Source organism: Pseudomonas sp. NPDC089758, from assembly GCF_044748705.1.
In the GTDB taxonomy this organism is placed as follows: domain Bacteria; phylum Pseudomonadota; class Gammaproteobacteria; order Pseudomonadales; family Pseudomonadaceae; genus Aquipseudomonas; species Aquipseudomonas putida_X.
Map to the genome: position 1 here is coordinate 98,420 of NZ_JBIVGN010000010.1, position 19,948 is coordinate 118,367.

18 protein-coding genes are annotated in these 19,948 nt (G+C 64.4%); 9 read left to right on the forward strand and 9 right to left on the reverse strand.

Features of this window, described 5'->3' with window-relative positions; genetic code table 11:
- Positions 1-81 precede the first annotated feature (81 nt).
- The 6 genes from ACIPZH_RS15355 (at position 82) to ACIPZH_RS15380 (ending at position 6,690) form a co-directional block, all read left to right on the forward strand.
- On the forward strand, positions 82-1,542 hold the full coding sequence (locus ACIPZH_RS15355) for an MBOAT family protein (protein ID WP_241806611.1): 1,461 nt from the start codon (positions 82-84) through the stop codon (positions 1,540-1,542).
- 11 nt (positions 1,543-1,553) lie between these two features.
- Positions 1,554-2,711 carry an alginate O-acetyltransferase gene (locus ACIPZH_RS15360; protein ID WP_400629275.1) on the forward strand — a complete coding sequence of 386 codons (1,158 nt, stop codon included), beginning with the start codon at positions 1,554-1,556 and terminating at the stop codon, positions 2,709-2,711.
- Between the two features lie 21 nt (positions 2,712-2,732).
- Positions 2,733-3,380: an alginate O-acetyltransferase AlgF gene (locus ACIPZH_RS15365; protein ID WP_267821065.1), complete on the forward strand. Its 648-nt coding sequence runs from the start codon at positions 2,733-2,735 to the stop codon at positions 3,378-3,380.
- A 37-nt stretch (positions 3,381-3,417) separates the two neighbouring features.
- Positions 3,418-4,872, forward strand: a complete 1,455-nt coding sequence (locus ACIPZH_RS15370) for a mannose-1-phosphate guanylyltransferase/mannose-6-phosphate isomerase (protein WP_241806608.1) — start codon at positions 3,418-3,420, stop codon at positions 4,870-4,872.
- A gap of 267 nt (positions 4,873-5,139) precedes the next feature.
- Entirely contained in the window at positions 5,140-5,604 is a 465-nt protein-coding gene (locus ACIPZH_RS15375) for a multidrug transporter (RefSeq protein ID WP_241806607.1), read from the forward strand.
- Positions 5,605-5,865: 261 nt separating this feature from the next.
- On the forward strand, positions 5,866-6,690 hold the full coding sequence (locus ACIPZH_RS15380; RefSeq protein WP_400636747.1) for an SDR family oxidoreductase: 825 nt from the start codon (positions 5,866-5,868) through the stop codon (positions 6,688-6,690).
- Here ACIPZH_RS15380 and ACIPZH_RS15385 read toward each other — a convergent pair.
- The 5 genes from ACIPZH_RS15385 to ACIPZH_RS15405 form a co-directional block, all read right to left on the reverse strand.
- A complete protein-coding gene (locus ACIPZH_RS15385; RefSeq protein ID WP_349976350.1) occupies positions 6,640-7,050 on the reverse strand; it encodes an SDR family NAD(P)-dependent oxidoreductase in 411 nt (136 codons plus the stop codon). The genes ACIPZH_RS15380 and ACIPZH_RS15385 overlap by 51 nt on opposite strands.
- A 16-nt stretch (positions 7,051-7,066) precedes the next feature.
- Entirely contained in the window at positions 7,067-8,518 is a 1,452-nt protein-coding gene (locus ACIPZH_RS15390) for an efflux transporter outer membrane subunit (protein WP_400636749.1), read from the reverse strand.
- A complete protein-coding gene (locus ACIPZH_RS15395; protein ID WP_400636838.1) occupies positions 8,515-9,576 on the reverse strand; it encodes an HlyD family secretion protein in 1,062 nt (353 codons plus the stop codon). The genes ACIPZH_RS15390 and ACIPZH_RS15395 overlap by 4 nt, the downstream gene beginning before the upstream one ends.
- 27 nt (positions 9,577-9,603) lie before the next feature.
- Positions 9,604-11,145 (reverse strand): MFS transporter, encoded by a 1,542-nt coding sequence (locus ACIPZH_RS15400; protein WP_400636750.1) that lies wholly within the window; start codon positions 11,143-11,145, stop codon positions 9,604-9,606.
- 136 nt (positions 11,146-11,281) lie between these two features.
- Positions 11,282-12,190, reverse strand: a complete 909-nt coding sequence (locus ACIPZH_RS15405) for a LysR family transcriptional regulator (RefSeq protein ID WP_267821050.1) — start codon at positions 12,188-12,190, stop codon at positions 11,282-11,284.
- Between the two features lie 295 nt (positions 12,191-12,485).
- Here ACIPZH_RS15405 and ACIPZH_RS15410 point away from each other — a divergent pair, with 295 nt between their 5' ends.
- Positions 12,486-12,935, forward strand: coding sequence for a universal stress protein (locus ACIPZH_RS15410; RefSeq protein WP_400636752.1), 450 nt, complete (start codon positions 12,486-12,488; stop codon positions 12,933-12,935).
- A 19-nt stretch (positions 12,936-12,954) separates the two neighbouring features.
- Here ACIPZH_RS15410 and ACIPZH_RS15415 read toward each other — a convergent pair whose 3' ends face one another.
- From ACIPZH_RS15415 to ACIPZH_RS15430, 4 genes are read right to left on the reverse strand one after another with little or no spacing between them, the layout of a single operon-like run.
- Entirely contained in the window at positions 12,955-13,815 is an 861-nt protein-coding gene (locus ACIPZH_RS15415; RefSeq protein ID WP_241806600.1) for an HlyD family secretion protein, read from the reverse strand.
- A gap of 10 nt (positions 13,816-13,825) precedes the next feature.
- Positions 13,826-14,026 carry a DUF1656 domain-containing protein gene (locus ACIPZH_RS15420; RefSeq protein WP_241806649.1) on the reverse strand — a complete coding sequence of 67 codons (201 nt, stop codon included), beginning with the start codon at positions 14,024-14,026 and terminating at the stop codon, positions 13,826-13,828.
- Positions 14,027-14,030: 4 nt separating this feature from the next.
- Positions 14,031-16,208 (reverse strand): FUSC family protein, encoded by a 2,178-nt coding sequence (locus tag ACIPZH_RS15425; protein WP_400636753.1) that lies wholly within the window; start codon positions 16,206-16,208, stop codon positions 14,031-14,033.
- Entirely contained in the window at positions 16,205-17,734 is a 1,530-nt protein-coding gene (locus ACIPZH_RS15430; RefSeq protein ID WP_400636754.1) for an efflux transporter outer membrane subunit, read from the reverse strand. Before ACIPZH_RS15430 ends, ACIPZH_RS15425 begins: the two co-directional genes overlap by 4 nt.
- Before the next feature lie 178 nt (positions 17,735-17,912).
- On the opposite strand from ACIPZH_RS15430, the gene ACIPZH_RS15435 reads away from it, so the two are divergent.
- Together ACIPZH_RS15435 and ACIPZH_RS15440 are read left to right on the forward strand one after the other, a co-directional pair.
- Entirely contained in the window at positions 17,913-18,860 is a 948-nt protein-coding gene (locus ACIPZH_RS15435) for a LysR family transcriptional regulator (protein ID WP_267821042.1), read from the forward strand.
- Between the two features lie 113 nt (positions 18,861-18,973).
- Positions 18,974-19,948: a 2-hydroxyacid dehydrogenase gene (locus ACIPZH_RS15440; protein WP_400636755.1), complete on the forward strand. Its 975-nt coding sequence runs from the start codon at positions 18,974-18,976 to the stop codon at positions 19,946-19,948.

Below are 19,948 nucleotides of genomic sequence, written 5' to 3' on the forward strand. Positions count from 1 at the left end.
CGAGGTGCCTTCCGGTTTTTGGGCTGGGGGGTTTGGGGGGCGCTTTGCCCTGGATGCTGTGAACCATTTAGGAGAACCGGGATGGTCTTCTCGTCCAACGTGTTCCTGTTCCTGTTCTTGCCGATATTCCTCGGCCTGTACTACCTGAGCGGGCAACGCTATCGCAACCTGCTGCTGCTGGTCGCCAGCTACATCTTCTACGCCTGGTGGCGGGTGGACTTCCTCGCCCTGTTCGCCGGTGTCACCCTGTGGAACTACTGGATCGGCCTGAAAGTGGGTGCCGCCGGCGTACGCACCAAGCCTGCACAGCGTTGGCTGCTGCTGGGCGTGGGCGTAGACCTGGCGATCCTCGGCTATTTCAAGTACGCCAACTTCGGCGTCGACAGCCTCAACGCGATCATCAGCTCGTTCGGCCTTGAGCCCTTCATCCTCACCCACGTGCTGCTGCCGATCGGTATCTCGTTCTACATCTTCGAATCGATCAGCTACATCATCGACGTGTACCGCGGCGACACCCCGGCTACTCGCAACCTGATCGACTTCGCGGCGTTCGTGGCGATCTTCCCGCACCTGATCGCCGGCCCCGTGCTGCGCTTCAAGGACCTGGTCGACCAGTTCAACAACCGCACCCACACCCTGGACAAGTTCTCCGAAGGCTGCACCCGCTTCATGCAGGGCTTCATCAAGAAAGTGTTCATCGCCGACACCCTGGCGGTGGTCGCCGACCATTGCTTCGCCCTGCAGAACCCGACCACCGGTGACGCCTGGCTCGGTGCGCTGGCCTACACCGCACAGCTGTACTTCGACTTCTCCGGCTACAGCGACATGGCCATCGGCCTGGGGCTGATGATGGGCTTCCGTTTCATGGAGAACTTCAAGCAGCCGTACATCAGCCAGTCGATCACCGAGTTCTGGCGCCGCTGGCACATCAGCCTGTCGACCTGGCTGCGCGACTACCTGTACATCACCCTGGGCGGCAACCGTAAAGGCACCTTCAACACCTACCGCAACCTGTTCCTGACCATGCTGCTGGGCGGCCTGTGGCACGGCGCCAACTTCACTTACATCATCTGGGGTGCCTGGCACGGCATGTGGCTGGCAATCGAGCGCGCACTGGGCCTGGACACCAACCCGCAGCGCTTCAACCCGGTCAAGTGGGCGTTCACCTTCCTGCTGGTGGTGGTCGGCTGGGTGATCTTCCGCGCTGAAAACCTGGAAGTGGCCGGCCGCATGTACGGCGCCATGTTCAGCTTCGGCGAGTGGCAGCTGTCCGAACTCAACCGCGCCCAGCTCACCGGGCTGCAGGTTGCGACCTTGGTCATTGCCTACGTCACCCTGGCGTTCTTCGGCCTGCGCGACTTCTACCGCAATGCCACCCCGCCGGCAGCAATCCGCACGCCGGCGCAGGTCAATGCCGACGGTTCGCTTGGCCTGGACTGGACCCGGGTGATGACCCGTGCCCTGATCCTGCTGCTGTTCGTGGCCTCGATCCTCAAGCTTTCGGCGCAGAGCTACTCGCCGTTCCTTTACTTCCAGTTCTGAGGTTGATGACCATGACCCGGACATTACGCATCACCTATTCCCTGTCGTTCATCGGCCTGCTGGTGGGCATGGGCGCCTGGTCCACCGGCGGCCTGCAAAGCTTCCAGCGCACCGAGCAGATGACCCTGCTCAACGGCAAGCTGGCCAAGGCCGCCGAAACGCACTACGACGATGAGTTCCCGATCAAGCGCCTGGGCACCAACCTTTGGGCAGCCCTGGATTACAAGCTGTTCAACGAGGGCCGCCCCGGCGTGGTGCTGGGCCGTGACCAGTGGCTGTTCAGCGATGAAGAATTCAAGCCGACTGCCGGTGCCGACCAGCTCATGCAGGAAAACCTGGCGCTGATCCGCGGTGTGCGCGACACCCTGCAACAGCACGGTAGCCAGCTGGTGCTGGCGATCGTGCCGGCCAAGGCGCGGGTCTATTCGGAGTATGTGGGCAAGGAGGCGCCTGCCAGCCTGCATGAGGACCTGTACAACCAGTTCCATGCCCAGGTCCGTCAGGCCAACGTCTTCGCCCCTGACCTGATGGCCCCGATGGAACAGGCCAAGGCCCGCGGCCAGGTATTCCTGCGTACCGATACCCACTGGACGCCAATGGGCGCTGAAGTCGCCGCACAGGCGGTGGCCGAGGCGGTCAACCGCCAGAGCCTGCTCAATGGCGACCCACAGGCGTTCATCACCGAGGCTGGCAACACCGCCCCGTACAAAGGCGACCTGACCAACTTCCTGCCACTGGACCCGCTGTTCAGCAATCTGCTGCCCAGCCCGGACACCCTGCAGCAACGCAGCACCCACCCCGTCGAGGCCCCAGGTGATAGCGGCGATGCCCTGTTCGCCGACAGCCAGATCCCGGTCGCGCTGGTCGGCACCAGCTACAGCGCCAACCCGCACTGGAACTTCCTCGGTGCGCTGCAGCAGGCCTTGCATAGCGATGTCGCCAACTATGCCGAAGACGGTCACGGCCCACTGCTGCCAATGCTCAAGTACCTGCAAAGCGATGCCTTCAAGAACGCCGCGCCACAGGTTGTGGTGTGGGAATTCCCCGAACGTTATCTGCCAATGAAAAACGACCTCAGCAGCTTCGATCCGCAGTGGATCGCGCAACTGAAGAACACCCGTAAATCCGAAGAAAACCTGGCCCTGTCGTCCAACCGGACGGACCACTGATAGATAGAGAGGAACACGCACATGACTACCAAGACTTCCATTGCCAAAGCCCTCACCCTCGCAGCAGGCCTGTCGTTGGCTTCGATGCAGGCATTCGCCGGCGCCGATGCTGCCTTGTATGGCCCTACCGCACCGAAAGGCTCGACCTTCGTGCGCCTGTACAACGCCGCCCCTGCACCCGCTGCCGCGAGCGTTGGCAACACCCAGATCAAACAGGTCGGTGCCCAGGCCAGCAGCGACTTCAGCTTCCTCCCGGGCGGTGACTACACCGCGCAGGTCGCTGGCAAGAGCGTCCCGGTCAAGCTGGCCGCTGACAAGTACTACACCCTGGTCAACAACGGCAGCGGCAACCCGCAGCTGATCGAAGAACCACCGTTCAAGAACAAGCAGAAAGCCCTGGTACGTGTACAGAACCTGAGCGACCAGCCGCTGGCCCTGAAGACCGCCGACGGCAAGACCGAGGTGGTCAAGCCAGTGGCAGCCAAAGGCCGTGGCGAGCGTGAGATCAACCCGGTCAAGGTCAACCTGGCCCTGTTTGCAGGAGACAAGAAAGTCAGCGACGTCAAACCCGTCGCCCTGGAGCGCGGTGAAGCCGCCGTGCTGTACGTCACTGGCTCGGGCAGCAGCCTGTCGCCGGTCTGGGTCACCCGCCCAGTGTCCACCAACTGATCCTCTGCCTCTTTAACGACCTTATTGGAGAAACAACATGATCCCGGTAATTCTTTCTGGTGGTAGCGGTTCGCGTCTGTGGCCTTTGTCGCGCAAGCAGTTCCCCAAGCAGTTCCTCGCCCTGACCGGTGAGCACACGCTGTTCCAGCAAACCCTCGAGCGCCTGGTATTCGAAGGCATGGACGCGCCGATCGTGGTCTGCAACAAGGACCACAAGTTCATCGTTCAGGAACAGCTCGCGGCGCTGAAACTGCAAACCCAGGGCATCCTCATGGAACCCTTCGGCCGCAACACCGCCCCTGCGGTGGCGATGGCCGCGATGAAGCTGACCAGCGAGGGGCGCGATGACTTGATGCTGGTGCTGCCGGCCGACCACGTGATCGACGACCAGAAAGCCCTGCAGCGGGCCTTGGCCCTGGCCACCGTAGCTGCCGAGCGTGGCGAAATGGTGCTGTTCGGTGTCCCGGCGACCAAGCCCGAGACCGGTTATGGCTACATCCGCTCCAGCCAGGACGCCCTGCTGCCCGAAGGGGTGGCCCGCGTGGCGCAGTTCGTCGAAAAACCCGACGAGAAGCGCGCTACCGAGTTCGTCCAGTCCGGTGGCTACTTCTGGAACAGCGGTATGTTCCTGTTCCGCGCCAGCCGCTTCCTGGAAGAGCTGAAAAAGCACGACCCTGACATCTATGACACCTGCGTGCTGGCCCTGGAGCGCAGCGACGAAACAGATGATGTGCTGAGCATCGACGAAGCGACCTTCGCCTGCTGCCCGGACAACTCCATCGACTATGCGGTGATGGAAAAGACCCAGCGCGCCTGCGTGGTGCCGATGTCGGCTGGCTGGAGCGACGTTGGCTGCTGGTCGTCGCTGTGGGAAGTGCATGACAAGGACGCCAATGGCAACGTCACCAAGGGTGATGTGGTGGTGCAGGACAGCCACAACTGCATGATCCATGGCAACGGCAAGCTGGTGTCGGTGATCGGCCTGGAAAACATCGTCGTGGTCGAGACCAAGGACGCGATGATGATTGCCCACAAGGACAAGGTCCAGGGCGTCAAGCAGATGGTCAAGACCCTCGACGAGCAAGGCCGCAGCGAAACCCAGAACCACCTCGAAGTGTATCGCCCATGGGGCTCTTACGATTCGGTGGACATGGGCGGCCGCTTCCAGGTCAAGCACATCACCGTCAAGCCGGGCGCCAGCCTGTCGCTGCAGATGCACCACCACCGTGCCGAGCACTGGATCGTGGTTTCGGGCACTGCTGAGGTGACGTGCGATGAAAATGTGTTCCTGCTGACCGAAAACCAATCGACCTACATCCCGATCGCCTCGGTCCACCGCCTGCGCAACCCGGGCAAGATCCCGCTGGAGATCATCGAAGTGCAGTCCGGTAGTTACCTGGGCGAGGATGACATCGAGCGCTTCGAGGATGTGTATGGGCGCACCTCCACGCCCGTCGACCGGGGCGTGTCGGTCAAGACCATCGCGCAGTAAGCTGCAAGCTTCGAGCTGCAAGCGGCAAGAAAAAGCGGGGCGGTGGTGTTCCTACTTGATGTGGAGCACCGCCGGCCCGCTTTTCTCTTGCAGCTTCAAGCTTCGAGCTTCGAGCTGCAAGCGGCAAGACAAAGCGGGGCGGTGGTGTTCCTACTTGATGTGGGGGCACCGCCGGCCCGCTTTTCTCTTGCAGCTTGCAGCTTGGAGCTTGAAGCTTCCAGCTAGCCGCTCCAAGATGTCCGGAGACTCGAACGGGATTCGGACCACATGATCATCGGCGCCTTCCTCATCCTCACCTGGCTGGTACTGCTCCTGCGTTACCCGGGCAAGGCCCTGCCGATCTCGCTGGCCGCCGTCTGCGGCCTGGGGCTGGTCGCACTTTTCGTCGTCTGGCAGGACACACGCGAAGCTTCGCAACTGGCGCGGCTTGACCTGCGCCTGACCTACGCACCGGATCAATGCCCTGCCGACCGTGCCTTGAAGGTACATATGAAAAACGGCAACAAGGCTCCGCTGACCGAGCTGCGCTGGCGGGTCGCTGCCTATGCCCCGGGCGATACCATCAACCTGGCCGAAAATACCTACAGTGCACCGCGCTATCGTGGGCCGGGCGAACTGCAGCCTGGGGCCGAATGGACCGATTGCCTGCCACTGCCGCCACTGCGCGCTGGGTACCGGCCGCAGACACTGGAGTTTCGCGCCGAACATCTACAGGGTACATTCGCCAACTGATACGGTGCCTGAACGGGCCCCATCGCCGGCAAGCCGGCTCCCAAAAGCACCCAGTACCGCCTGGCATCGGCGCACCCTGTACCCGTTGGCAGCTATGGATTTGGGCTGGCCCCAGGAAATTGGACACCAATCCAATGCCTTGGGGCAATCCAGGTACAGCACAGAGCTCAAGCCCTGCGCGGTCCATTTGTGGGAGCCGGCTTGCCGGCGATGGGGCCGGTCCGGCCTCTACATAACTTACTCTGAGCACAGGCCTGCCCAATGCCCACCGTCCTGATCACCGGTTGTTCCAGCGGCATCGGCCGCGCCCTGGCCGAAGCCTTCCGCGATGCTGGCCACGACGTATGGGCCACCGCCCGTAAAACCGAAGACGTCGAACACCTGGCCGCAGCCGGCTTCACCGCCCGGCAGCTTGATGTCAACGACGCCGAGGCCCTGATGCGCCTCGCCGACGAGCTGGAAACAAGCCACGGCCGCCTCGACATCCTGGTCAACAACGCTGGCTACGGTGCCATGGGCCCCTTGCTCGATGGCGGTGTGGAGGCCATGCGTCAGCAGTTCGAAACCAATGTGTTCGCCGTGATCGGCGCCACCCGCGCACTGTTCCCGCTGCTGCGCCGTGCGCATGGCCTGGTGGTCAACATCGGCAGTGTATCGGGCATACTGGTCACGCCGTTCGCCGGCGCCTACTGCGCCTCAAAGGCTGCTGTGCATGCCTTGAGCGACGCCCTGCGCCTGGAGCTGGCGCCTTTCGGCATTCAGGTCATGGAAGTGCAACCGGGAGCGATCGCCTCACAATTCGCCAGCAATGCCCAGCGCCAGGCCGATCAGGTGGTGGCAGCGCAGTCGCCGTGGTGGCCGCTGCGCGAGCATATCCAGGCGCGGGCCCGCGCCTCGCAAGACCGGCCCACCTGCGCCGCGCAATTTGCCCAGGGGCTGCTGGCTGCCACGCGCAAATCGCCTGTGCCAGCGGTGGTACGGCTGGGCAATGGCAGTACGGCGATGCCGCTAGTGGCCCGCTGGCTGCCACGACGTTTACTGGACTGGGTACTGCGTAAACGCTTCGGGCTGCTGCGACCGCTCTGATCCACTGCCCAGGTGGATCACCTGCCCCCACTTGCGCTCGGCCATGCCGCGGGCGTAATGCCGCTGTAGCCGCAGGGCAACGTCCTGCGTGCCGTTATTGACCAGGATATCGGTGTGCGGCACCTGCTGGAGCAAGGCCTGCACACCCTGTTCGGTGCCCAGGTCAGCGGCAACGCCAATGATCCGCGCCTTGGGCAAACGCTCGCGCACCGCTTTGAGCGCAGCGTCGACCAGCGCCTGGGTGCGGTCGTTGAGCACGACCTCGGCGCCGGCGGCGGCAAGGTCGATGGCGGTAGACACGCCCTGCCCAGCCATGGAACCACTGATGAGTGCGCGCTTGCCATTGAGGGAGAGGTGCATGGCTGCCTCCGCTTGATCACACCTTGTTCGTCGGCTGCCCGTCGAACGCCTGCCAGCCACCACCCAAAGCCTTGTACAGCCCGACCAACGCCTGCGATACCGCCGCCGAACTGTCGATCCACTGCTCTTCACTGGCAAGCAACGCACTCTGCACCGTCAGCACATTGAGAAAGTCCACCGCGCCTTCCACGTACTGGCGCTGGGCGGTTTCCAGGGCGATGCGGTTCTGCCGCACCGCTTCGGCCAAGTGATCACGGCGCAGTTGGCTGGCGTTGTACAGGCGCAGCACATCGTCGATCTCATGCCAGGCACCGAGCACCACCTTGCGGTAGTTGAGCGCCGCCTCCTGCTGCTGCGCCTCACGCAGCGCCAGGGTGCCCTTGAGCCGGCCACCCTCGAAGATCGGCAACGACAGCTGCGGGCCGAAGGCAAAGCGGCGCGAGTCCCAGGCGCCGAAGTCCGACAGTTGCATGGCCTGGAAGCCGACGCTGCCGGACAGCCGGATGCTAGGGTAGAAATCCGCCTTGGCCACGCCAATGCTGGCGGTGGCCGCATGCAGCCGGGCCTCGGCCTGACGGATGTCTGGACGGCGCTCGGCCAGCTCGGACGGCAAACCGATCGCGAATTGCTGCTGCGGCGCAGGCAGCTCCCCACCCTCAAGCAGCTGTGCCCGCAAGCTACGCGGCGGCTCGGCCGCCAGCAGGCTCAGCGCGTTGATCAGGTCATCGCGCCGGGCCTCGAGGCTGGGCAGACGGGCCTCGATCGAGGCTACCTGGGCGCTGGCCTGGGCCACGTCGAGCCGGGTGGCGACACCCTCGGCCTGGCGGTCCTGGGACAGCTTCAGGCTGTGCTGGGCGACCCTCAGGTTGTCACGGGTGACATCGAGCGTGTGCTGCACGGCACGCAACTGGATGTAGTTGCCCGCGGTTTCCGACAACAGCGCCAGGAGCACACCGCGCCGGTCGTTCTCGGCCACTTGCACCGTGGCGTCGGCAGCCTCCACCTGCCGGCGTACCCGGCCCCAGAGGTCCAGTTCCCAACCGGCGACCAGGTCGCCCTGCCACAGGTTGAACGCCGACTTGCCGGCATTGCCAGACGGGTCGTTGAGGCCTTCGGCACTGTTACGGGCGCGGCTGTAGCCGGCATCCACATCGACCGACGGCGCCTGGTCGGCAGCCACCGTGCTGCGCAAGGCGCGGCTTTGCAGCAGCCGCGCACTGGCGATCTGCAGGTCCAGGTTACGCTCGGCCACCTGCTGGATCAGCGCACTCAGGCGTGCATCGTGGAAGGTCTCCCACCAACGAAGTTCAAGCGGTTCTGCCTGCGCCTGGCTGGGTGCCGCCTGGCCCTGCAGCGATGGCCATTGTTGAGGGGCCTGGCTGTCCGGGCGCTCGAAGTCCGGGCCAAGGGTGCAGCCAGCCATCAGCACGGCCAGCAGCAAAGGGCTCAAGCGTAATGCCGGTTTCATCGTGCACTTACCTCTTTGCCACTGAGCCTGTCACCACGGGTGTCGATGGTCGCTTCCACCGACATGCCCACACGCAAGCGCGCGAGTAACGGCTGGCCGTCATCGAAGACGATTTTCACCGGGATACGCTGCACCACCTTGGTGAAGTTGCCGGTGGCGTTGTCGGGTTTCACTGCCGCGAAGGTCACGCCCGTGGCGGGGGCAATGCTTTGCACATGGCCTTTGAGGGTTTCACCGGCAAAGGTATCGACGCTGATACTGACCGGCTGCCCCGGCTGCACATGGGTCAACTGGGTTTCCTGAAAATTGCCCACCACATAGGCCTGCTGCAAGGGCACCACCGACAGCAGGGGCGCGCCTGGGTTGACGAAGGCACCCACGCGCAGGGCACGCTCACCGACCATGCCATCCACCGGCGCGGTGATGCGGGTGTAGGACAGGTCCAGCTGAGCTTTTTCAAGGCCCGCTTCGGCACGCTTCAACTGCCCGTCGGCGCTGGCGACCTGAGCGCTGAGGATGTCCACCTGCTTGCGCGCGGCGACCAATGCAGCCTGGGTATTGGCCAGCCGTGCGCGGGCCTGGTCGACCCGGCTGCGCGCCTGCTGGGCATTCTGCACGGTGCCGGCGCCCTGCTCGGCGAGGCGGCTGTAGCGTTTGACCTCGTGGTCGGCGAACGATGCTTCGGCCTGCGCCGCCTTCACCGCCGCCTCAGCCTGGGCAATCAATGCCGCCTGGCGTTCCAAGGTGGCACGCGCATCGGCACTTTGCGCCTTGGCCACCAGCAGCTGGGCCTGCGCGGCATCCAGTGCGGCCTGGTAGTCCCGTGCATCGATGGTCGCCAGCAACTGGCCGGCCTGCACCTGCTGGTTGTCTTCGACCAGCACCTGCTTGACGAAGCCGGCCACCTTGGGTGCCACCACGGTGTAATCGGCGATCACGTAGGCGTCGTTGGTACGTTGCCGGTGGTCACTGCCGAGCACCCAGGGGCCGACGATACCCGCCAGCACGGCCACGGCGAGTACCGAGCCGATCACGATTGTCTTGCGCTTGTTGGTCATTTTCAGCGATCTCGAATTCATCCGGGCTCAGGCCACCGCGCGCGGTGGGTAGACCCGGGTAGGCACGAAAGGAATCAGGCAGATCAGCGCCACGGCGATACCGGCCATGACCAGGTAAAGGTCGGCCGAAGTCAGCACCAGCGCCTGGTCATGAATACGCTTGGCAAGGCCCGCAGCGTTGTCATCGATCAGCGGGGCGTTGCCCAGGCTGTCCACCAGGTGGTTGGAATGAAAGTGCCGGCGCAGCGTGCCAAGGGCGTCGAGCAGGCCACCGGCGATCACTGCGGCGAGCCCTTTGACGGTGTTGAACCAGGCGGAAGCGAATGGGCCTTCCTGCGGGCTCATGCCGTTGGTGGAGAGCATCAGCAGCGGCAGTACCGCCATCGGTTGGCCGAACACCTGAAGCAGGTAGAACGGGTAGAAATCACCGCGTATCCATTGGCCGGTCAGCAGGCTGCTACCGATGCACGACAGCGCCAGCAGCGCCAGCCCCGTGGCCAGCACCCAGCGGCAGTCCACTGCGCGCAGGTTGCACAGTGCCGCCGTCAGCGGCAGTGCAATCAGTTGCGGCATGGCCACCAGCATCATCAGCGGGCTGGTTTGCGCCGGGCGATACCCTTGGATTTGTGCAAGGTAGGCGGAGGGGATGCTGCCCACGCCGGAAAGCACCACCAGCACGCCGGCCAAGGTGACCAGGGCGAAGCTCAGGTTGCGCCGCGACAGCATGCGCAACTGGAAGAACGGCAACGGCTCGGACCATTCGTTGTACAGGAACAGCACCAGCAACAGCGCACCCCCGCCCAGCAGCCAGCAGATCAGCGGCGAATCGAACCAGCCCCAGCGGTCCCCAAGCGACAGGCCCAGGACAATGCAGCTGATGGCCGGCAGCCCCAGCAGCACCCCGCGCCAATCGAACTGCTTGAAGCGCTCAAGGCGCAGCGGGTCCTGGGGCAAGCCCCAGCCGACACAGAACATGGCCAGTGCCGAGGGCAAGATGATCTGCCAGAACGCCCACTGCCAACCTACATATTCGGTCCACAGCCCGGCCAACGGCGTGCCAAGGTTCGGGCCGAAGGTGGCGGTCAGGGCATAGCAGGCCAACCCGTACACCTTGATGCCCGGCGGCAGGAAACGCAGCGCCACGCTCATGAGCATCGGTGGCAAGGCGCCCGATGCAAAGCCCTGAAGGATGCGCAGCAGCATGAGGCTGTGCAGGTTGGGGGCGAAGGGCTGCAGCAATCCAAGCAGCGCGAACATCCCAACCGCGCTCATGGTGAAGCGGCGCAAGGAGAAGGTAGTGGCCAGCCAGGGCGCGAAGGCCATGGCCGAGACCGAGGCGGCGCTGTAAACCGCCAGCAGCCAGGCGCCCTCGTCGGCGCCGATGCCCATGGCCCCGCGGATATCAGCCAGGGAGATCTTGGTCACCGATTCGTTGAGGCCGGCGCACAGCACCGCCAGCAACACGCCGAACAGCCCGACCACCACGCGCAGGCCGAACGCCGACTGCACGGGCGCTGCCGGCGCCGGGGCGGCGGCGATCGCGGTGGCAGGGGCGGACAGGGAACTCATGGGTAGACAACTCCAGCAACAATTTTATGGCTGGAGCAAGTCTAAGAAAGTCGAATGCTTACGAAAACTGACTTATCGGCAGTTCTATATTGCGTGTGACGCAATCCACTCGAAGCGCCACAAAAATGCAGTGGGTTTACGGATCCACACTGCAACAGGCTTTCAAGATCTGCCGCAACCAGCGGTGCGCCGGATCGTTGTGATAACGCGGGTGCCAGGCCTGCAGCACGGTCACCCGTTCCAGCGGCACCGGAATCTCGAACGAGCGCAACGGCAAGCCGAGCTTGTGCACACTGTTGAGAATATTGGCGGGCATCGGCAGGATCAGGTCCGAATCGGGCAGCGAGAACAACGCCGAGTGGAAGCTCGGTGTGATCAGCGCCACCCGCCGTTGCACCTTGAAGTTGGCCAGCTCGACATCGATCGGCCCGTTAGCACGGCCACGCCGGGACACGCTGATCTGTGGATAACTGGCAAAACTCTGCGCGGTGATCGGCTGGTCGAAGATCGGATGGTCGCGCCGCGCCAACCCCACGTAGTAGGTCTGGAACAGGCTCTGCACCTTGATTTCCGGGCCCAGGTCGACGGTCGAGCTGATGATCAGGTCGGTGCGCCCATCGCGCAGGATGCTGTCGTCATCACCACCGGGGCTCTCCGGCACGAAGCGCAATACCGTGCGCGGGGCCTGCTCGTGCATGCGGCGCAACAGCAGGGCACCATACAGGGCGATGAACAGGTCATTGGTGCGGATGTTGAAGGCTCGGTCGAGCTTGGGTAGATCCACCTCTGCAGCACTGCGGAACACCTCACCGGCCTGCTCCACCAGCGCCGCCACCTGCTCGCGCAAGGCCAGCGCCCGGGGTGTGGGTACCAGGCCACGGCCGGCGCGCACCAGGATCGGATCGCCCAGGGCATCGCGGATACGCCCGAGGGTCCGGCTCATTGCCGCCGGGCTGAGGTTCATGCGCTGCGCCGCGCCAACCACACTGCCTTCATCGAGCAGGGCGTCGAGGGCGACGAGCAGGTTCATGTCCGGGAGTGGCATGGCCGATTTCCATGGCGGTTGTGGGAAAGCGATGTTAGCAGGTCGCACGATTGCACCAGACGCAATGTGCTCGTGCGTGGGAGCGCATTTATTTCCATGGCCTGATGAGCCATAAGTAAGGCTGTGGCTGTACCGGCCCTATCGCCGGCAAGCCGGCTCCCACAGGGGTGGGGACTGCCCCGGGACATTGGATGGGTGTCCAACTACCCGGGGGCAGGCCAAACTTGTGGGCGCCGGCTTGCCGGCGATGGGGCCAGTACAGGCAACCGACCAGCCAGTTTCAGCGAGGATCCTTATGCCCAGCCCCGTCCTGATCGCCATCGACGCCTCCCCTGCCTCGACCGCCCTGCTCACCCTCGCCCGCCGCTACTGCCGGCCCGACGAACACGAACTGCACGTATTGCTGGCCATCGACTCGACGTTCGCCGTGCACGACAAGCCTGCGCCTTACACCGCCGAGGAACTGGAGCAATACCCTGCCGCCTGTGAGGAACAACGCCTGGGCGACCGTGCCGTGGCCGAAGCCGTGGCATCGCTCACGCAGGCCGGCTTCAGCAGCCAAGGCTGCATGGTCGCAGGGCAACCGGTCGAGGCCATCGTCGCCAAGGCGCAGGAAATCAAGTGCGAGCTGATCATCATGGGCCACCGCCACCTGTCGCGCCTGGGGCGGATGCTGGACCCGTCAGTCAGTGCGAAGGTGATTGACCGGGTCACAGTGCCGGTCTTGGTCGGGGCGGCAGTCTAGACATCGCACAGGCCCCCGTTCACCCATCGCTCGGCGTCACCACCACGGTGCACGTCGTCCCTGCCGCCAGCAGAAACCCGTCCGGCACTTCATCGATGTGTATCCGCACCGGCACCCGCTGGGCCAGGCGCACCCAGTTGAAGGTCGGGTTCACGTCGGCGATCAGCTCGCGGCTCTGCGGGTTATCGCGGTCGTAGATGCCCCGGGCGATGCTCTGCACATGGCCCTTGAGCCGTTCGCCGCTCATCATCTGCAGCTCAGCCTGGTCACCCACCTTCACGTGCGGCAGCTTGGTTTCCTCAAAGAAGCCGTAAACCCAGAACGAGTGTTCATCGACCACCGCCATCACCGCCTCACCGGTACGCGCATAGTCACCTTTGTGGATATTCAGGTTGGTCACGTAGCCATCGACCGTGGCAACGATGCGGGTGCGTGTGAGGTTCAGCTCGGCCGCTGCCAGGGCTGCCTGAGCCTGTTGATAGTCGGCCAGCGCGGCGTTGGCGATGTTGCTGGCGTCGTCGCGGTTTTCCTTGGAGATCACCAGGTTGTCCATGTCGGCACGGCGCCGGGCGTTGACCTTGCGCATCTCCCAGGTGGCCTTGCGCGAGGCGACCAGCGCCTTGGCCTGGTCGACGGCCAACTGGTAGTGCTCGGGGTCGATCCGGATCAGCAGGTCGCCCTTCTTCACCCGCTGGTTATCCTTGACCGGTACATCCACCACATAACCGGGCACGTCGGCGGCGACATTGATGATGTCGGCCCGCACGCGCCCGTCGCGGGTCCAGGGCGTCGTCATGTAGTGCAGCCACAACTGGCGACCGATCACCACGGCAGCAGTCAGCACCAGCAAGGTGGCAATCAGGCTGAAGAACTTTTTCATCGAAGGATTCTCACCGGTAGAGCGACAGCGCCAGGGCGCCGAACAGGCAGACGAACAGGCTCAGGCGCAACAGCGCCGGGTGCCAGAAGAAGCGGTAGCCATCATGGCTGGCGATGAAGCGGTCCAGGCCCCAGGCCAGGCCCAGGGCGAACAGAAACATCAAGGTCATGGTGGGCATGTACACGCCATGGAAGGCGATCTCACGGGGCATGAGTTCACGGAGCATCGTGCAATCCTTTCGCCGTAGCCAACGGCGACTGTGGGTCGAGCAGGGAGGAACGGATGAAGTGCAGGTAGCTCTGCACGCGGCGCAACACCGAGGTGTCGAAGTGCCGGGCGAAGGGTTCGTCGGTGGCCTGCACACGGCTGATGGCGTGGTCGACGGCCACCAGCGCGCGCTCGTGGTTGCTGGCGCTGGGCTGCAGGAACAGCCGCGCCAGCGCCCGGCCCATGACACGAATTGCCTGGCGCCAAGGCTGCGACTCGGCATACGCCGGGTGGACGGGTGCGCGGGCCTGCTCCTTGCGCAGCTCGATGACCGCATGGCCGATTTCCAGCACCGTCAACATCCAGCCCATCAGCTCGCTTTGTACCTGCGGCTTGCCGGCGGCCAGGCCATAGGCCTGGTGCAACAGGTCACGGGTGCGGCTTTCGAACGCCGAGCCCAGGCCGCGCAGGCGACCGCTGATGGCGAACAGCACCTGCTCGCGCAGTTCCTGCTCCAGGCGGCTCCATAACCAGCGGCTGTTGGGCGGCAGGATGATCGCCCCCGCCGCAGCGCAGACGAACATACCGATGACCATGCCGATGTAGTCGTTGATGAAGGTGTAAGGGTCGTACACGGTCAGGTTGTTAGGCACTGAGCCGATGGCGAAGAACACCAGCAGGCCTATGCCGTAACCCGCGTAGGCAGGCCGCGAAGACAGGAAGGCACCCAGCGTGAACACCGGCGCCAGCACCATGCACAGCAGCGCGAAGCCGTCGATCCAAGGGAACACGAAGAAGGTTTCGAAGAAGCCGATGAACGCCCCGATCGCCGTGCCGCAGGCCATTTGGAACGACATGCGCTTGGGGTTCGGCGAAGCCGCCGACAGGCCTACGGTGACGGTGGCGATCAAGGTCATCATGCCCCCACTTGGCCAGTCGCTGAGCAGCCAGTAGCTGCCCAGCAGCAACAGCACTGCCGAGGCGCGCAGGCCGGCGGCCAGCGACACCAGCCAGCTGGTCTGGGCCACGTAAGGCTCATCCCACTGCTCGCGCTCATGCGTGTGCGCGGCCAGGGAGGCGTGGGTTTCGGCGTAGCTGTACATCTCGTCGACGAAGCGATAGAGCAGCTCGAAAGCGGTATGGAAATCGAGCTGGTCGGACTCGCTGGGGTCGGTCAGCAGGTATTCGGCGCGCAGGCCACGTACCTGAGCCTGCAGGCCCTCTTTGTAGGCCGCCAGCTCCAGCGTCAGGCGCAGCGCATCGGCATCGGTCAGCGCGCGCCCGACATAGGGCTCAAGCAGCTCGACCAAGGTGTTCAAACCCGGCTCGATGGCCCCGACGATGGTGAGCGGCCCACGGGCGCGCAGGCGCTCAAGCAACCGGTGCAGGGCGTTGAAGCGCGTGGTGATGGCCATGAACTCGCTGTTCATGCGCACCAGGCGGCCAGAGCGCCTGCGCATGTGCGGGTCTTCGAAGGCGGTGACGTTGCGCAGGCTTTCCAGGCCGACCGCCTCGGCGACGAACCTGACGTTGCTGGTTTCGAAACGGTCTCGCTGGCTGTCACCACGCAAGGCCTCGACCACGACCCCGGCGAACACGCCAAAACGCTGGTACAGCGCATTGCGCATCGCGGCGCTGGCCGACTGCGGCAGGACCGCGGCGCTGACGAAGGTCGAAACGAGGATGCCCAAGCCAATCTCCAGCACCCGCCATACCGCCGCCATGAACGCTTGGTCTGGGTGTTCCAGCACCGGCAGGCCGGTCATGGCCGCGGTGTAGCCGGCCAGCACGAAACCATAGGCGCGAAAGGTGCGGTAGCGCATGGCGCCCGCCGAACACAGGCCCACCCACAGCGCCAGGCTGGGCAGGAACAGCTCAGTGTTCTGCGCGAACAGGGCAATCAGCGCCACCATCATCGCCGAGCCGGCCAGGGTGCCGAGCACCCGGTAGAAACTCTTGGCGAAGACATGGCCGCTCTGCGGCTGCATGACGATGAACACGGTGATCATCGCCGTGCGCGGCTGTGGCAGCTCCAGGCGCATGGCCAGCCACAGGGTGATGAACGCAGCGGCCAGCACCTTGCAGATGTAGACCCACGTCACCCCGTCGGTACGCGCCCAGGCAAAGAAACCCCGGCGCCATTCCAGGCTGTGCAGCCAGCGCAGGGGCAAGCTCGATGCACTCATTCGGCGTGGTCCGGTTTGCGGTCGAAAACAGCCAGGCTGGCTGGGGTGGTCGGCGCTGCCTGGCGCTCCTGCTCAGGCACGTCCTTGCCGGCCTGCAGGCCACCGCCCAGGGCGGTCACCAGCTCGGCATGGGCGATCAGGCGCGCGGCCTGCACCTGCTGCTGCACGTTCTGCTGGCGCAGCAGCAAGGTCTGGGCATTGAGCACGTTGAGGTAGTCGGTCAGGCCCCGCTGAAAGGCGATCATGGCGATGTCGTAGGTCTTCTGTGCAGCGGCCACGGATTCAGCGGCGAAATGCGCCTGTTCCTGCATCGACTCACGGCGGATCAACTGGTCGGAAATGTGCTTCAACGCGCCAATGACCGTCTGGTTGTAGCGCGCCACGGCCACGTCATAGCCCGCCGCAGCCACCCCCAGCTGCGAGCGCAAGCGGCCGCCGTCGAAGATGGGCAGGCTGATGGCCGGCCCGACGTTGTAGTTGAACTTGCGCCCGCTGAGAAATTCCAGCGGCCCGCCACCGGTGGCCATGAAGCCCAGGCTGCCGACCAGGTCGACGTTAGGGAAGAAGCCAGCGTGAGCGACGTCGATGCCACGCGCCTGGGCGGCCACCTGCCAGCGGCTGGCAACCACGTCGGGGCGCTGGCCGACCAGCTCGGCCGGCAGCGCAGACGGCAGCTGCACAGGGGCGGCGAGGGTCAGGCTGGGGCGCTGGATCTGCGCGCCCTCCCCTGGCCCCTTGCCCGCCAGCGCAGCCAGCTGGTTGCGGGTAAGCGCGATTTCTTCGTCGAGGCTGTCCAGTTGGCGATGGGTTTCGGGCAGCGGGGCTTCGGCCTGGCTGACCTCCAGATGGGTACCGATACCGCCGTCCAGGCGGCGCTTGGCCAAAGCCAGAATCTGCTCCTGCTGCTTGAGCTCGGCCTGGACGATGTCACGCTGGGCGAAGTGCAGGCTCAACTGAATGTAGGCACGCACCACGTTGTTCTGCAGTTCCAGTTGCGCCTGGCGGGCCTCGGCCACGCTCATGTGTGCCTGGTCCACGGCCTGTTCGCTGGCGTTGCGTTCGCGCCCCCAAAGGTCCAGGGCATAGCTGAAGCCGATGGCGGCGTTGTTGTCCCAGGTGTTGGCACCCGACAGTGCGCCAGGGCCGTAGAACTGATCTTCAGGCCAGTTGTGGCGCTTGAGCGACGCCTGGCCGTTGGCCTGCAGCTGTTCTGCCGACTCGACCACGCCGGCCATGGCCTTGGCTGCGCGCACCCGCGCTGCGGCCATGGCCAGGCTCGGGCTACCCGCCACGGCCAGGTCCAGCCAATGGTTCAGTTGCGGGTCATGGTAGGCACGCCACCACTGCTGGTCGGGCCAGTGGGCATCGCTGGCGGCTGCACGGATGGCTGCGTCGGTGGTCAAGGTATTGGCTTGGAGGGTCTTGCTTTGTGGGGCAATGCCCCAGGTTCCGATACAGCCGCTCAAGGTGAGGCTAATGGCACAGGCACTGAACGCCTGAAGCGTTCTGATGATGCGACGCGGCACAGCTGCGATTTCCCGAGGAAGAGGTGGAGGGCTGGGCAATTCTAGGGGGCGGCCGCACTGGCGATAAGCGTGGATTCCTGCGAATCTTTGTTACCAAAACAGCGATAATCCGGCTTTGGTCGAAGGCACATGCAACTTACTTCGTGACACAATTTGCCCTCTACCTTGAGAGTGACCCATGGACACCCTGCAAAACATGCGTGCTTTCAGTTGCGTAGCCCAGCTTGGCAGTTTCACTGCCGCTGCGGCGCAACTGGATACGACCACCGCGAACGTGTCGCGGGCGGTCTCCAACCTGGAAGCCCATCTGCAAACCCGGCTGCTGAATCGAACCACGCGGCGCATCGCCCTGACCGAGGCGGGCAAGCGTTACCTGATGCGCTGTGAACAGATCCTGACCTACGTCGAAGAGGCCGAAGCCGAGGCGAGCGATGCGCATGCCCGCCCTGCCGGGCAATTGAAGGTGCATTCGATGACCGGGGTCGGCCAGCACTTCGTGGTCGATGCCATCGCCCGCTACCGCGAGTCGCACCCGGACGTGACGTTCGACCTGACCATGGCCAACCGCGTGCCCGACCTGCTCGACGAAGGCTATGACGTGTCCATCGTGCTGGCCACCGAGCTGCCGGACTCGGGCTTCGTGTCGCAGCGTCTGGGCATTACCTACAGCATCGTCTGCGCCTCGCCCGACTATGTGGCCAGGCACGGCTTCGCGCACAAGCCGGTCGACCTGCTGCAGCATGCCTGCCTGCGCATGGTCAGCCCGGTGATCCCGCTGGAAAAGTGGTTGTTCGACGGCCCGGAGGGCCAGGAGCTGGTCAACATCAGCAGTTCGCCGTTCCAGGTCAATTCTGCCGACGCGATGAAAACCGCGATTCGCAGCGGCATGGGCATGGGCGTGCTGCCGATCTACTCGGCCATCGAGGGTTTGCGTGATGGCAGCCTGGTGCGGGTGATGCCGGACTACAGGCTGCAGGAGCTGAACCTGTATGCGATCTACCCGTCGCGCCAGTATCTGGATGCGAAGATCAAGACCTGGGTGGAGTACCTGCGCAATTCCTTGCCTGAGATTCTCGCAGCCCACGAAGCGGACCTGAAAACCCACGAGTTGCTCATCGCAAACTGAAGCAGCTGCAAGCTGCAAGCTGCAAGCAACAGCAGAGCCGTGCACGCGCTGCTTTCTCTTGCAGCTTGTAGCTTGCAACTTGTAGCTTCTACCTTTTGCCCGGAAGTAGCCCGATGAAAAAGACCGTCCTGGCCTTCAGCCGCATAACCCCGGCCATGGCCGAGCGCCTGCAGCAAGATTTCAACGTGATCGTGCCCAACCCCAAGCTCGGCGACATCAGTGCCCAGTTCAATGAAGCATTGCCCGAAGCCCACGGCCTGATCGGCGCCGGTCGCAAGCTCGGCCGCGCGCAACTCGAAGGGGCCGCCAAGCTGGAAGTGGTGTCCAGCGTCTCGGTGGGCTACGACAACTACGACATCGACTACTTCAACGAGCGCGGCATCGCCCTGACCAACACGCCTGACGTGCTGACCGAAAGCACCGCCGACCTGGGCTTCTCGCTGATCATGGGCTGCGCACGGCGCACGGCCGAACTGGACGCCTGGACCAAAGCCGGCCAATGGCAGGCCACCGTCGGCCCAGCGCACTTCGGCAGCGACGTGCACGGCAAGACGCTGGGCATCGTCGGCCTGGGCAACATCGGCGCGGCCGTCGCCCGCCGTGGCCGCTTCGGCTTCAACATGTCGGTGCTGTATGCCGGCAACAGCCGCAAACCAGCACTGGAGCAGGAGCTCTGGGCCCAATACCGCAGCCTTGAGCAACTGCTGGCAGAATCCGATTTCGTCTGCATCGTGGTGCCGCTGTCCGACGCCACCCGCCAGCTGATCGGCGCTCGCGAGCTGAAGCTGATGAAGCCGAGCGCCTTCCTGATCAACATCGCCCGTGGCCCGGTGGTCGACGAAGCAGCGCTGGTCGAGGCGCTGCAAAACGGCACCATTCGCGGCGCGGGCCTGGATGTCTACGAAAAGGAGCCGCTGAGCGAGTCGCCGCTGTTCAAACTGCCCAATGCCCTGACGCTGCCGCACATCGGTTCGGCCACCGCCGAAACCCGTGAGGCCATGGCCAACCGGGCAATGGACAACCTGCGCGCTGCGCTGCTGGGCGAACGGCCGCGGGATTTGGTGAATCCACAGGTGTGGAAGGGCTGA